Source organism: Sphingomonas sp. NPDC092440 (assembly GCF_044754985.1).
Taxonomy (GTDB): domain Bacteria; phylum Pseudomonadota; class Alphaproteobacteria; order Sphingomonadales; family Sphingomonadaceae; genus Sphingomonas.
In genome coordinates, this window is record NZ_JBIVQA010000001.1 from 167396 (window position 1) to 182211 (window position 14816).

At 66.2% G+C, this 14816-nt stretch carries 7 protein-coding genes; 2 read left to right on the top strand and 5 right to left on the bottom strand.

Features of this window, described 5'->3' with window-relative positions; genetic code table 11:
- The first annotated feature begins 213 nt into the window (after nt 1-213).
- The gene (locus ACIQCS_RS00865; RefSeq protein WP_401529813.1) at nt 214-9516 is read left to right on the top strand and encodes a LysM peptidoglycan-binding domain-containing protein; all 9303 of its coding nucleotides are present in this window, start codon (nt 214-216) and stop codon (nt 9514-9516) included.
- Between the two features lie 147 nt (nt 9517-9663).
- Here the strand turns inward: ACIQCS_RS00865 and queA are convergent, their stop codons facing one another.
- Genes queA through ACIQCS_RS00890 form a run of 5 tightly spaced genes read right to left on the bottom strand, consistent with a single transcriptional unit; the run spans nt 9664 to nt 13220 of the window.
- On the bottom strand, nt 9664-10689 hold the full coding sequence (gene queA, locus ACIQCS_RS00870; RefSeq protein WP_345850464.1) for a tRNA preQ1(34) S-adenosylmethionine ribosyltransferase-isomerase QueA: 1026 nt from the start codon (nt 10687-10689) through the stop codon (nt 9664-9666).
- A 29-nt stretch (nt 10690-10718) separates the two neighbouring features.
- Nucleotides 10719-11462: a peptidylprolyl isomerase gene (locus ACIQCS_RS00875; protein WP_345850465.1), complete on the bottom strand. Its 744-nt coding sequence runs from the start codon at nt 11460-11462 to the stop codon at nt 10719-10721.
- A gap of 57 nt (nt 11463-11519) precedes the next feature.
- The gene (gene coaD / locus ACIQCS_RS00880) at nt 11520-12029 is read right to left on the bottom strand and encodes a pantetheine-phosphate adenylyltransferase (RefSeq protein WP_280280392.1); all 510 of its coding nucleotides are present in this window, start codon (nt 12027-12029) and stop codon (nt 11520-11522) included.
- Between the two features lie 37 nt (nt 12030-12066).
- Nucleotides 12067-12966 (bottom strand): farnesyl diphosphate synthase, encoded by a 900-nt coding sequence (locus ACIQCS_RS00885; RefSeq protein WP_345850468.1) that lies wholly within the window; start codon nt 12964-12966, stop codon nt 12067-12069.
- 8 nt (nt 12967-12974) lie between these two features.
- Complete coding sequence (locus ACIQCS_RS00890) at nt 12975-13220, bottom strand: exodeoxyribonuclease VII small subunit (RefSeq protein ID WP_086128559.1); 246 nt, start codon at nt 13218-13220, stop codon at nt 12975-12977.
- 93 nt (nt 13221-13313) lie between these two features.
- Between ACIQCS_RS00890 and ACIQCS_RS00895 the strand changes: the two genes are divergently transcribed.
- Nucleotides 13314-14699 (top strand): NAD-dependent succinate-semialdehyde dehydrogenase, encoded by a 1386-nt coding sequence (locus ACIQCS_RS00895; protein WP_345850471.1) that lies wholly within the window; start codon nt 13314-13316, stop codon nt 14697-14699.
- Nucleotides 14700-14816: the final 117 nt, after the last annotated feature.

The following is a 14816-nucleotide window of genomic DNA, read 5'->3' on the forward strand; positions in this document are numbered from 1 at the left end:
AGGACGGCGCCGCGCCGGCACCCAAGCCGCAATCTGTGGCGAAGGTGGGGCATCGCGTCGCCTAGGGCCCGCTCCGCGCCGGGCGGACGGGTGTCGTCGCCGGTCGGCGATGCGCGCGTCAGCATCCATTTTGGAAGCATTGGGGCTAAACTCTCACCGGAAATCTCCGACTACCTCAGATACGCATCTTGCGTCGGGGGACGTCAGGCGATGGTGGCGATTTTCTCTGGACGGGACGTCGGGCTCGCGTTCGGCTCGGGTCGGATCATCGGGTCGGCGGGGCTGCTGGGCTCGGCCGCGCTGGGGCGCGCCGGCGAACAGGTGCTTGTCAACGCCGCGACCGGCAATCTGGTGATCCATCAGCAGGACGAGTTCCTTGTCGGGCGCGGGCCCGATCTCGCCATCGAGCGCATCTACAACGGGCTCGGCGCCCCCTCGGACGACAATGGCGACAAGTGGCGGCTCAACACCGATCGCTATGTCGAATGGGAGCAGGGACTCGCCAACGCGGTCCGGCGAGTCGCGGGCGACGGCTCGAGCGTCACCTATCTTTGGGACGCGGCCAGCGCGGCCTATATCGCCGGTGACCCGATGGGCGGCTTCGACACGCTGGTCCTGCGCAATGGCGAGTGGCTGTGGACCGATGGCGAGACGCAAGTCACCGAACGCTATGGGGCATATGGAAACCGCTGGCGGCTCGTCGCGCAATCCGACACCGACGGCAACAGCCTGACCTTCACCTATGACGGTGCGCAGCTGGTCAGGGTCACGACCGCGGATGGCGGCTGGGTCCAATATGGATGGGACGGCGTCAATCTCGTCGAGCTCGTCACCGGCTTCGAGAACGAGGATCAGGGCCCCACATCGCTCACGCGCGTGCGCTATCGCTACGACACGGCGAACCGCCTCTCGCAGGTGATCGTCGATCTTTCGCCCGAGGACGGAAGCATCGAGGACGGCCAAGTCTACATCACCACCTACAATTATCGCTACAAATCCCAGCTGATCGATTCGATCACCCAGCCCGACGGATCGCGGGTCGAATTCGACTATGACGCGATGGGCCGAGTCACCCGGGTGACCCAGGTGATCTCGGGCGAGGCCCGGTCGACCACTCTCGCCTATAGCGCCGACGCCGCCCTGAACGGCTACACCGCGATCACCGACCCGCTGGGCCAGGTCACTCGGATGGAATATGAGGGGGCCTGGCTCACGCGCATCGTGGCGCCTCCGCTCCGCCCCGGCGGCGCCAGCCAGGTCACGCGGTTCTTCTATAACGGCGTCAATTGGTGGACGATGTTGCTCGGGGGGATCGTGGATCCGCTCGGCAATACGGTTTCCTATGCCTATGATGCGCTCGGGCACCGGCAGGCGACCACCCTGATCCCGAGCTATCGCACGGTCACCCGCAGCTTCGGCGCGCGCAACGAGATTCTCACCGAATGGGAGAATCTGGCGGGGGGAGGGCAGGATCCCGTCATCCGGGCCACGCGCTACGTCTATGATGCCGAGCTGCATCTGCGCTACCGGATCGACGCGGAAGGCGGCGTCACGGAATATCGCTACGACGATTATGGCCAGCGCACCGACACGATCGAATATCCCGAGCAGCGTTTCGACATAAGCGGGCTTGCCCGGGATGCGGCGCCGAGCGAAGCGCAGATGAACGCCTGGCGCGCCGGCATCGCCGACCTGAGCTCGGTCCGGATCACCTCCAACCGCTACGATGTTCGCGGCAACCTGATCGCCACGATCAGCTATGCCGCCGCCACTTCGGCCGGCGTGCCGCTCGCATCCTCGGCCGATATCCGCACCGTCTATGCCTATGACGCCGCGGGCCGGCTGCTGATGCGCGCCCGTAGCGGCGAGCGCGCCGAGACCTATGCCTATGACGGGTTGGGTCGCACGGTGATGTCGAACAGTGGTGACGGCGACATCTCCCGCGTCACTTTCCTCGACGCGCAGGGGCGAAGGGTCGTCACGCAAGACGGCGGCATGGTCCGGACCATGACCTATGACGCCGCCGGGAACCTGCTCTTCTCGACAGAGGAGGACGTGATCGAGGGGAGGTACCGGACGGTAGCCTATCGCTACGACCGGCTCGGCAGGCTGCGCACCACGATCGATGAGGATGGCGGCAAGCAGCATTGGCTCTACGATAGCGCGGGGCACGTCATTGCCGAGATCTCGGCATTGGGCGAGATGACCGAATATCGCTACGACAATGCCGGCCGGCTCATCGTGACGATCCGCTATGACGGCCGGGTCGGTGCGGCCGCGCTCGCCGCGCTCGACGATCCCCTCGCCGCAATCGATCCCGCGCAGATTCGCCCGGCGACCGGTATCGACGACCTGTGGTCGTTGCGGGTGTACAATGAATCAGGGCTCGGCGCGGCCATCGACGGAAGCGGCGGCGTCACCATCTACGGCTATGACCGCGCCGGCCAGATCGTCGATAGCCAACGCTATGCGGCCGCGGTCAGCCAAGCGAATCTCGACTCCTGGAAGGCCACGCCGCCGACCTTCCAGCAGGTAGTGCTGGCGCTCGGCGCTACCTATGCCTCGGTCCGAACCTTCTATGATCGTGCGGGGCGCCAGATCGGCACGCTCGACGGAGAGGGATATCTCACCACGATCCGCTACGACGCGGCAGGCCGGAAGATCGAGGAGATCGCCTATGCGACCGCGGCGGCGGCGAGCCTGCGCGGCGCGGCGTCGCTCGACGAGATCCGAGGCAGCATCCAGGACAGCGCCGGCAACCAGCGGACCCGCTACGCCTATGACGGGTTGGGCCAGCTCCGCTACGTGATCGACGCGGGCGATCGGGTGACCGGCTATCGCTATGATTCGGCGGGCCGGCAGACGGCGCGGATCGAATATGGCGCCATCGCCTTCATGCCGAGCGGGTTCGGCGAGATCGAGGCGGTGCTTCCGCGCCTCGGCGCCCCCGGCTGGTCGGGCGTCCGCGTGACCTGGTCGATCTACGACGCGTCCGGCCAGCTCGCCTATTCGATCGATCCTGAGGGCGCGGTCACCGGCTACAAGCATGACGCGTTCGGCCGCGTCGTCCGCACCACCGCTTATGCCATCCGCTACGCCGCCGATGCGCTCCCGCATCCCGGCGTGATCGGCGAATGGGCGGAGACGCAGCAGGGCAATCCCCAGAATCGCGTCGCGCGCAGCTATTACAATGTCCGCGGCGAGCTGATCTACGCCGTGGACGGCGAAGGCTATGTCACCGGCAACAGCTATGATTTTCGCGGCAACCTGACCCTGGTGCGGCGCTGGCCCGCGCGCATCTCCGCCAGCGACGAGACCGTGGCCGCCGGAGTCTGGGCGCAGCTCGGCGCCAGCGCGACGGCGCTGACCTACGCCTATGACGCGCGCGGGCGGCTTGTCGACAGCTGGGACGGCGAAGGCGCGCGCCGCCACCTCGAATATAATCCCGACGGCTCGGTCCGCGCCGAGATCGTCGCGTACGGCACGTCGGACGAGGTGCAGACGCGGTTCGATTATGACGGTGCGGGCCGGCTGATCGCGCGCATCGATGCCTATGGCACCGCCGACCAGGCGACCACGCGCTATGGGCTCGACGGCTTCGGCAACATCCTGTCGGTCACCGATCCGAAGGGCGGGGTCACCACGCGCACCTATGACAAGCGCAACCTGCTGCTGAGCGAGACCAATGCGCTCGGCGGCGTCTCGCGCTATGAATATGACGGGTTCGGCGACGCCGTCCGGATCACCGATCCGCTCGGGAACGTCACTGAGAAGAGCTATGACGCGCTCGGCAATGTCGTGCGCGTCCGCGATGCCGAGAACTATGTCACCGAGAATCGCTATTCGATGTTCGGCGACCTGATCGAAGTCATTCGCCGCGCCGCCCGGGGCGGCGCGCCCGGCGCCAATGATGCCGTCACGCGGATGACCTATGATCGGCGGGGAGCGCTCCTCACCCTGACCGATGCCGAGGGCAGGCTGGAGTCGATCGGCCGCAACGTCTTCGGGGAGGAGATCTCCCGCTTCGACGGAGTCACCTGGCTCGATTTCACGGGCTATGACCGGCGCGGCCTCGTCGCCTGGAAGACCAGGATGATCCCGTCCCAGGATTCGAACGGGGTTCAGGTCGCCTCCAGCGTCGTCACGCGCTTCACCTATGACGCGTATGGCAACCGGACCCGCATGGTCGAAGGCGAATATCTGCCCGAGCAGCGCACGACCAACTATGTCTATGACCGGAACAACCGCCTGATCGAGACGCGAGGCGACGCCGTCCTGGTCGTCAGCCAGTCCGATCACATGAGCACCACGCTGGAGGTGCCGACCCGCCGCTTCCGCTACGACGCGCGGGGCAATCTCATCGAGACGATCGAGGCCAATGGCGGGCGCGTCTTCAGCTATTATGACAAGCGCAACCGCAAGATCGTCGAGCTGAACGCGGAAGGCGTCTATTCGGCCTGGAGCTACGATGCCAATGGCAACCTGGCCGAGAGCCGGGTCTATGAAAACCAGTTCCTCCAGGCGTTCACCTATCCCGGCGGTCCGCCCGCGCCGCGCCCCAGCGCGCCCCCCGCCGCGCCGGACGGATTGGTGCGGCAGACCTTCTTTGGCTATGACCAGCTCAACCGGCTGGTCACCACCCGGATCGCGGGCGTGCGGGTCGGCGCCTGGAACGGATCGGGCTACGACACCGGCATCAACGACATCGTCACGACCAATGTCTACGACGCCGGCGGCAATCTGATCCGCACCGCCGACGGCAATGGCAAGAGCAGCTGGTCCTATTTCGACCGGCTGGGCCGCAAGGTCGCGGAGGTGGACCGCAGCCTCTATCTCACCAGCTGGGTCCTGGATGCGGAAGGCAATGTGCTGGCCGAGCGCCGGTACGCGACGGTGTTGACCGTCACGCCCGGCGCGACGCCGCCCGCGATCGCCACGACCGTGGACGATCGCGAGACGGTGTTCACCTATGATCGCGTCGGCCGGCGCCTCAGCGAGACGCGGCGGAACGTCGTCGCGTGGACGGTCGGCGCCAGCGGCGCGCTCGGCCAGGCGCCGACCGATTCCACCGTGCGCTATCTCTATGACGTCCTCGGCCGGCTCATCCGCAAGACCGAGGCCACCGGCGACGCGGTCACCTACACCTATGATGTGGCGGGCAGGCTGATTCAGGAAACCCGCTCCACCTATGCCGGCACCGACGGCGCGGTCGCCGCCAGCCATTCGCCGACGGTCCGCTATTACTATAACGGCTTTGGCGACCTGACCCTCACCCGCCAGGGCAACATCACGCTCGCGGCGAACGATCGCCTCACCAAATACAGCTATGGCACCGCCGGCCGTCTGCTCAGCATGACCGATGCCGCCAACGGCACCACCAACTACACCTATGACCTGTCCGGCAATGTCGTCACCCAGACCTATGTCCGGGTGAAATCCGACGGGACGCAGGCGAGCGAGGGCATTCTCTACCGGTACGACCTGCTCGGACGGGTGACCCAGCGGACCGTCGGCGTCTGGACCGGCAGCGCCTGGGTGCGGACCGATGCGCAGGACACGATCTACAACGCCTTCGGGCAGATCATCGCGACCGGCGTGAACGGCGGAGCGCAGGTGCTGTTCGCCTATGATGCCGCGGGGCGGCTCTGGCGGACCAACCAGGGCGACGGCGTGTGGCGCTATTATGTGTATGATCGCGCGGGCAACCAGACGCTGGTGATCGAGAGCGAAGGCGCCGATCTGGCCGGCAAGACGCTCGATCAGGTGCTGGCGATGGCCACGCGCAACGGCACCTATCAGGTCGGCGCGACGCTGGTCGATGGCATCAATGCGACGATCAGGTCCTATAGCGGGCGTGGCGAGCTCCTCTACGCGCTCATGCCCCGGCGCGAGCTCGACATGGCCGGCACGCTTGCCGACCAGCAGGACGGCCGCACCTACAATGCGTTCGGCGAGCTGGTCTATCAGTCCGTCAACGGGCGCGAGACCTATTATGGCTACAGCACGATGGGCCGCTCGCTCTGGATTTCCCAGGCGCAGGTGCAGGTGCAGGGCGAGAATGGGGCCCTGACGAACGTCCGCCCGACCGAGACCTATTATTACGATCTTTCCGGACGGCTGGTCGGCGTGCGCGATGCGAATGGCGGCGTGAACACGCGCCTGCTGCTCGCGGGCAGCGGCTATGGCGGCACGGATCCGCTCGTGACGGCGGAATTCCATCCCGATGGCGGCGTCGTGCGCTACGATTATGACCAGTTCGGCGACCTGCGCCGGACGACGGACGAGATCAGCCGCGTCTCGACCATGACCTATGACGGCATGGGCCGGCTTATCGCCTCGGTACGGGGCTATGAGACCGACTATTACTCCTATGACATGCTCGGCCGGCGCCTCAGGCATTGGACGGGAGCGCTTGGCGCGACCGTCTTCGACGCGACCGACTATGACGCGCAGGGGCGCGTGGTCCGCACGATCGCGATGGGCGGCGACACCACCACCATCAGCTATGAATGGCGCTCCACCATGGCGACGCCCGGTACCGAGACGGTCGGCGGCTGGGTGAGCACCACCACCTATGCGAATGGCCGCACGCTGGTCGAGCACACCGATTTCTTCGGCCATGACGTGTACCGCAAGGATCTGGGCGGGCACGTCTACACCTTCACCTATGACCGTGCCGGCCGGATAGTGACCAGCGCGCCGGCGGGCAGCGACGCCTTCACCTACACCTATCTCAATACCGGCTGGGTCGGCCGCATCGTCACCACCGGCCAGAGCGGCGGGACGCCGGTGACCGATCGTTCCACGACCTATGGCTATGATCTGTGGGGCAATCTGACGCTCGAGCAATATTCGGAGAACAGCCGCTACCAGACGAACCTTCGCAAGGATTATCGCAACGCGACCGCCACCTACGATATCCTCGGCCGGCTGACGCAGATCGTCGAGGCGGGCACCGCCGTGGCGGCATCGACGACGAGCTACTGGTACGACGCGGTCGGCAATGTGCGCCATGTGCGGGCGCTGCACTACACGCTCGATGCCCAGGGGAACCGCTCGTCCGCGGCGACGACCGATGACCGATGGTATCGCTATGACAGCATGAATCGCGTGGTGACGAGCCAGGGCGCGCTGGTGAGCGGCCAGATCGTCCGGAGCACGACCGGGATCGACATGCTCTATGACGCGGCGGGCCAGCGCGTGCAGGCGACCCGCTGGGTGACCAATGCCGATCAGGCCGAGCGCTATGAATATGACGCGCTCGGCAATCTGAAGACCGTGAAGATCAAGCTGGGCACCGCCGCCGAGCGGCTGGCGGCACTGTACCAATATGATGGGCTGGGGCGGCTGACCCGGCAGACCGACTATTCCGGCAACGGCACCGGCGTCGTCTATGACCGGCTGCTCGAATATAACCCCAAGGGCCAGCTCTATCGCGAAACCGTGTCGGGGCTGCAGGGCAGCGACACCTACACCACCGTCAACACCTATGATTTCGGCACCGGCGGCAATTATGCGCTGGGCGCGGTGGTTGCCATCGATGCCACCAATACCCGCAACGGCGCCGCGCAGCCCACCTCGCGGACCGAGAATGATTTCGTCTGGTATGGCGGTGCCGTCCAGTCGGCCACCCGGTACCGGGCCGACATCACCAAGGCCACGGTCTTCACCAGCACCTATTACAGCAATGCCTGGGGGCAGCTGACGTCGGTGGGAATCGCCGACGGTCGCCCGCGCACCGTGACGTTCGTGAACGACATGGCCGGCCAGGTGATCCGCCGCGACGAAGCCGACAACAATGGCAGCCAGGGCGATCCGCACGAGATCTGGTATCGCTTCGGCGGCGAGCAGCACGGCTATCTCGGCAACAACGGCACTTTCGAGACCAGCTACCAGGTTTCGATCACCAATCGGACGGCGGCGATCGGCACCGGCCCGTTCCGCCTGGGTTCGACGACTTCCGTCTCGCAGGTGGATTTCGACCAGAGCTATTCGCCGATCACCAGCTACACGCAGGGCGGCGCGGGCGGCAGCTACACGGTGCAGTCGGGCGACACGCTGCAATCGATCGCGGCCCAGCTATGGGGCGACGCTTCGCTCTGGTTCCGCCTGGCCGAAGCCAATGGCATGACGGCGTCGGGCGCGCTGATCGAGGGGCAGCAGCTGGTCATCCCCTCGGGCGTGCTGCGCAATTCGAACACCGCGAGCACCTTCAATCCCTATGACCCGCTCGAGGCGCTGGGCGACACCAGCCCGACCACGCCGCAGCCGGCCGCCAAGCCGAAGAAGAAGAAATGCGGCGGCGTGCTCGGCACGATCATCATGGTGGTGATCGCGGTGGTGGTGACCTTTGTCACCAAGGGGGCGACGGCGACCTTCTTCGCGAATGCGCTTGGCGCGACCGCTGGCGCGGCGACCGCCGGGGCCGTCGGTGCGGCAGCCGGCAGCATTGCCAGTCAGGGCTTTGGCCTAGCGACAGGTCTGCAGGACAGGTTCAGCTGGAAGGGTGTGGCACTCGCGGCGATCGGTGGCGGTGTAAGCGGAGGCCTCCAGGCCGAGTTTGCGCAACGCGGCCTCGATGGGGCGATGCGGGGCAGTGAGTTCCTCGGGAACGTCGTGCGAGGGGCGGCGATCAATGGCGTGACCCAGGGCGTCGGCATCGTCACTGGATTGCAGGACAAGTTCGATTGGGCCGGGTTTGGAGCCGCGAGCATTGGCTCTGCACTGACAGCGGAAATCAAGGGCCGAATCCCCGACGGTCCGTCCGACAGTTGGTTCAAACGACTTCCGGGGGATGTCCAGGAAGTCGGGAAGAGCATGGCGCAAGGGATAGGGGAGGCGGCCGCGAGATCGCTTCTGACCGGCACAAGTTTCGGTGACAATCTCTTGAGGACGCTTCCTCAGGTCATCGGCGAGACGCTCGGCGAGCGGATCAATAAGTATATAGATTCTAAGGGTGTCATTCCTTCGGTTGAAGATATAAGGGTCTCCAGTGCCGATGCTGGTTCACCGCCAGCCTTAGGTGGCGTGATAGATATTCTTGGTAAGATAAACGCTCTGCCTATAACAATAGTAGGAAGCGCGATAGGCTTGCTAAACATGGGAATGGGTTTGCTGGCAGGAAATGACGTTAAACTTAGGTTCGAGGATAATTCTATCCAGTTCATTGGCGGTGGCATTGGTCAGGCCCGCGATGGTCGCCTGATATTTGGAGGCAGCGGTGCCGTTACACTTGGGAATGTCCAACTCTATGCGGGTTCAATAGAGCCGGGTACCGATGACACTGGGTATTCAGGATCAAAATATCGAGATTTCAATAGAATAAACGTAATTCGTACGGGCGATCATGAACAATCGCACACGTATCAATACCAAAACCTTGGCCTGGCCTTCCTGCCTCTATATCTTCTCAACGGTTTTCAATCGGGGGCAAATTCGTTCGAGGCTGCGGCCGATCGCGGCGGGCGGGGGGGAAGCCCGTATCCAGATTATGTTCTTCCGTGGCATGCAAGGTGATTTCATAAGTTCCCGGCAGCAATCTAGAAAATAGGTAGGAGGATGCGGGCCCCGCGGATATGGGGGCAGTCCCACACAAGGTGTGCGTCACGATCCGTCGCTTGACCGGGCTGTCGGCGATGCGGGCGCCGCTGCCGAAGGTCTCTTTCACGGCAAAAGCAGCGACGCATCCCCATAGGAATAGAACCGATACCCCTCTGTGATCGCATGCGCATAGGCCGCCTGCATCCGCTCCAGCCCCATCAGCGCAGAAACCAGCATGAACAGCGTCGAGCGCGGCAGGTGGAAGTTGGTGACCAGTCCGTCCACGCCCTTGAAACGATAGCCCGGGGTGATGAAGATCGCGGTGTCGCCTTCGAAGGGGCGGATCAGCCCGTCCTCGTCCGCGGCGCTCTCGATCAGGCGCAGGCTGGTGGTGCCCACCGCGATCACGCGGCCGCCACCGGCGCGGACGGCGTTGAGGCGGTCGGCGGTGGCCTGGTCGATGCAGCCCCATTCGGCATGCATCCTGTGGTCCGCCGTGTCCTCGGCCTTGACCGGCAGGAAAGTGCCCGCGCCGACATGGAGGGTCAGCATGCTATGGCCGATGCCGGCTGCGTCGAGCGCGGCGAGTAGCTCCGGCGTGAAGTGGAGCGCCGCCGTCGGCGCCGCCACCGCGCCGGGCGCGCTCGCGAACATCGTCTGGTAGTCATCGGCATCGCGCGCATCGGTGGGGCGCTTCGAGGCGATGTACGGCGGCAGCGGCATGCGGCCGCAGCGCGCCAGCAGCAGCTCGACCGGCTCGTCGCCCTGGAAGTCGAGCGCGAAGCTGCCGTCCTCGGCGCGGTCGCCGGCCGTGGCGGTGACGCCCTGGCCGAAATCGATCGTGTCGCCGGCGCGCAGCCGCTTGGCGTTGCGGATGAAGGCGCGCCAGCGGCGCGGCCCCTCGCGCTTGTGGAGCGTGGCGCCGATCCTGGCCTCTCCGCGCATGCCCTCGAGCTGGGCGGGGATCACGCGGGTGTCGTTGAACACCAGGCAATCGCCGGCCCGCAACTGGCCGGGCAGGTCGGTGACGCGCAGATCGCGTGTCTCGGCGCCGTCGAGGACGAGCAGGCGCGCCGAATCGCGCGGCGCGGCGGGGCGCAGCGCGATCCGGTCGTTCGGAAGCTCGAAGTCGAAAAGGTCTACGTTCACGGATACGTTTCCGCCGGGGCCGGCGCGCGTTATTGCGGCAGCGTCGCCTTCACTTCGCCCGGCGGCAGTGCCTTGGGGGCATCGGCCGGCAGGTTGGCATAGGGCGGCGGGTTGTCGGACTGGATATAGGCGTGGACGATCTTCGTCGGATTGGCCGGCGGCTCGCCCCGCTCGATCTTGTCGACCCATTCCATGCCGGCAACGACCCGGCCGAACACGGTATAATCGTGATCGAAGGCGAGCTTGGGCGCCATCATGATGTAGAACTGGCTGTTCGCGCTGTTCTCGGCCTCGGTCTTCTGCGCGGGCGTGGCATGGTCCGGCGCGCCGCGGCGGGCGGCGGCGACGGTGCCGCGCACGTGCGGCAGGTTGTTGAACTCGGCCGGCACGTTGGGCAGGTCGGAATCGCCGGTGCCGTTGCCCTTGGGATCGCCGCCCTGCGCCATGTAATAGGGATCGTCGACCACGCGGTGGAAAGTCAGCCCGTCATAGAAATGCCGGCGAGTGAGCGTCTTGATCCGCTCGACCATCTTGGGCGCGGCATCGGGGCGCAGCCGGATCAGCACGCGACCGCCGGTCGACAGGTCGAGCACCCAGGTCTCGGCCGGATCCGCGGGCACCACCGCGGGATGGATGCTGTTCACATCCTCCGCGCTCACGCCCTTGAGCGGCTCGGCGACCGGCTTGCGGGCCTTGCCCCCGCCGCCCTGGGCAAGGGCGGGCGTGGCGAACATCATCAGGGCCGTGGCGGCCAGTGCGGCAAACAAACGCATCAAATTCCCCACTCGGATATACACCCTCGACAGGCGCTCTAGACCAATAGCGTGGCCTCAACCACTCCCTTTGCGACCGATCACGGCGATGCGCGCGGTCATCTCGGCATGGACGGCGGCCGGCACGAACTTGCGGATATCGCCGCCATAGAGCGCGATTTCCTTGACCAGCCGGCTGGCGATCGGCTGGAGCGAGACATCGGCCATCAGGAAGACCGTCTCGATCCGGCTGTTCAGCTGCTGGTTCATGCCGGCCATCTGATATTCATATTCGAAATCGGCGACGGCGCGCAGGCCGCGGACGATCATGCTGGCGCCCTCGCGCTCGGCAAAGTCCATCAGCAGCGAATCGAAGCTGACGACATGGATCTCGCCCGCGATCCCCGCCACTTCGCGCTTCACCATCTCCATCCGCTCCTCGACGGTGAACATCGGGTTCTTGGAGGGATTGGTGGTCACGCCGATCACCAGCCGGTCGCACAGCTTCGCGCCGCGGCGGATGATGTCCATATGGCCGAGCGTGATCGGATCGAAGGTGCCGGGATAGACGCCGGTGCGTACAGTCATAGGTCCTTTCCTCCGTCGCGATGACGGCAAGAATAAGTCACCGGTCGCGTTCCAATGTATAGCGGGCGATATCGCGCAGCAGATCGGCCTCGGCGCCATAGGGCTTCAGATGCGCGATCGCCTGCTCGACCAGCATCCGCGCCTGGGCCCGTGCGCGGTCCATGCCGAGCAGCGAGAGGAAGGTCTCCTTGCCCGCCGCGCCGTCCTTGTGCAGCTTCTTGCCGACCAGCGCCTCGTCGCCCTCGGCATCGAGGATGTCGTCGGCGATCTGGAAGGCGAGGCCGATATCGCGGGCATAGCCGCGCAGGCCCGTGCGGCCTTCCTGCGGCGCCCGGCCCAGGATCGCGCCGCTCTCCACCGCGCAGCTGATCAGCGCGCCGGTCTTCATCGCCTGCAGCCGGGTGACGGTGGCGAGGTCGAAGCTGGCCTTCTCGGCCTCCAGGTCCATCATCTGCCCGCCCGCCATGCCGGCCGGGCCGGCGGCGAGGGCAAGCGTGCCCGACAGTTCGATGCGGACAAAGGGATCGGGATGGGTGCGCTCGTCCGCGATCACTTCGAAGGCGAGCGCATGCAGGCAGTCGCCGGCCAGGATTGCAGTCGCCTCGTCGAATTCCCGGTGCACCGTCGGCTTGCCGCGGCGCATATCGTCATCGTCCATCGCCGGCAGGTCGTCATGGATCAGCGAATAGACATGGATGCATTCCAGCGCGAGCGCGGTGCGGGCGATGCAGGTCCTGTCGACGCCGAACAGTTGCGCGGTGGCGGAGACGAGCAGCGGGCGCAGCCGCTTGCCGCCGCCGATCGCGGCATGGCGCATCGCGCGGTACAGCCCCTCGCGCGGATCGGAGGGAATCGCCAGCAGCAGGTCGAACTGGCGGTCCATTTCCGCCGAGACCTGCTTGAGCGCCGCCTGCAGCGCGAGGGAGGCGTGCGCCATGGCGTGGTTCAGCCGGCGGCGAAGGGTGCGGTGCCCGCGGCCCGCCCTTCGGCGTCGGTACGGATCGCTTCGATCCGCGCCTGGGCGGCATCGAGCCGCGCGGCGCATTGGCGGCGCAGCCGGTCGCCGCGTTCATAGAGGTCGATCGCTTCCTGGAGCTGCGCCTCGCCGCTCTCCAGCCGCGCGACGATGCGCTCCAGTTCCTTCAGCGCTTCCTCGAACGAGAGCGCGGTTACGTCCGCTTCTTCTGCCATGGTTTCGCTATGCGCCGGGCCGGGGCGCGATTGCAACCGCGCATCCCGCTTCCTAGCTGCGCGTTACGGGATCGGGCCCAAGGAGAAGCGCGCATGTTCACCAGCATCAATCCTGCCACCGGCGAGACGGTCGATACGCATCGGGAGCTGGACGCGGACGGGATCGAGACGGCGCTCGCCCGCGCCGAGGCGGCATTCCGGTCCTGGCGCGATTCGCCGCTCGAGCAGCGAGCTGCGCTGCTCGGCCGGATCGCGGACGCCTGGGAAGCGAACAAGCAGCATCTGGCCGAGACTGCGACCAGGGAGATGGGCAAGACGCTCGCCAGCGCAGTGGCCGAGGTGGAGAAGTGCATCAGCGGCTTCCGCCATTATGCGGAGAACGGCCCCGCCTATCTGGAGCCGAGGACAGTGCAGACGGCGGGCGGCGGCCATGCGGTGGCGCGCTGGCTGCCGATGGGCCCGGTGCTGGCGGTGATGCCGTGGAACTTCCCCTATTGGCAGGTCGTGCGTTTCCTCGCGCCGACGATCATGGCGGGCAATGTCGGCCTGCTGAAGCACGCCTCGAACGTGCAGGGCTGCGCGGCGCTGATCCAGCAGATGATGAGCGCGGCCGGCGCGCCCGACGGGCTGTTCCAGAACCTGGCCATCAAGTCCGACAAGGTCTCGGCGATCATCGCCGACCGGCGCGTGGTGGCGGTGACGCTCACCGGCAGCGAAGGCGCGGGCGCGCAGGTGGCGCAGGCGGCCGGCCGGGCGCTCAAGAAGGTGGTGCTCGAGCTGGGCGGATCCGACCCGCTGATCGTGATGCCCTCGGCCGATCTGGCGCTGGCGGCGAAGACGGCGGTCACCGCGCGCATCCAGAATGCCGGGCAGAGCTGCATCTGCGCCAAGCGGATGATCGTCCATGCCGATGTGTACGACGCATTCCTCGAGCGGTTCGAGGCGGGGATGCAGGCAGTGGAGATCGGCGATCCGATGGAAGAGGGGACGGGCATGGGCCCGCTCTCCAGCACCGCCCAGCGTGACGCCGTGCTCGAGCAGGTCGCGCGCGCCGTGGCCGGGGGCGCCACCTTGCGTTTCGGCGCGGCCAGGATCGAGCGGGAAGGGGCCTGGATGACGCCGGGGGTGCTGACCGACCTGGATCCCGAATCGGACGTGGCGAAGGAAGAGATCTTCGGGCCGGTCGCCGCCGTCTACAAAGTGAAGGATATCGACGCGGCGATCGCGCTGGCCAATGACGTGCCCTATGGCCTCGGTTCGGCGGTCTGGACCAAGGACGAAGCCGAGATCGAGCGCTTCGCCCGCGACATCCAGTCGGGCATGACGGCAGTGAATTCGCTGCTCGCCTCCACGCCCGAGGCGCCGTTCGGCGGCGTGAAGCTCTCCGGCCATGGCCGCGAGCTCGGGCCCTGGGGCATGCACGAGTTCATGAACCTGAAGGCCGTGATGTTCGGCAAGGACGTGAAGCCGGGGGACTAGATTGGTTCCTCCCCCAGCTTGCCTGGGGGAAGGGGATCGCCGCCGAAGGCGGTGGTGGAGGGGCGCGGCGGGCACCGACGCGTTGCGCCGGCCCCTCCACCACGACGCTGGCGCGTC

What these genes read in the sequence shown, in the direction of transcription:
- ACIQCS_RS00875 (WP_345850465.1), bottom strand. Translation starts at nt 11,462, where the DNA reads ATGCGTTTGTTTGCCGCACTGGCCGCCACGGCCCTGATGATGTTCGCC.
- coaD (WP_280280392.1), bottom strand. Translation starts at nt 12,029, where the DNA reads ATGACTGTACGCACCGGCGTCTATCCCGGCACCTTCGATCCGATCACG.
- ACIQCS_RS00885 (WP_345850468.1), bottom strand. Translation starts at nt 12,966, where the DNA reads ATGGCGCACGCCTCCCTCGCGCTGCAGGCGGCGCTCAAGCAGGTCTCG.
- ACIQCS_RS00890 (WP_086128559.1), bottom strand. Translation starts at nt 13,220, where the DNA reads ATGGCAGAAGAAGCGGACGTAACCGCGCTCTCGTTCGAGGAAGCGCTG.
- ACIQCS_RS00895 (WP_345850471.1), top strand. Translation starts at nt 13,314, where the DNA reads ATGTTCACCAGCATCAATCCTGCCACCGGCGAGACGGTCGATACGCAT.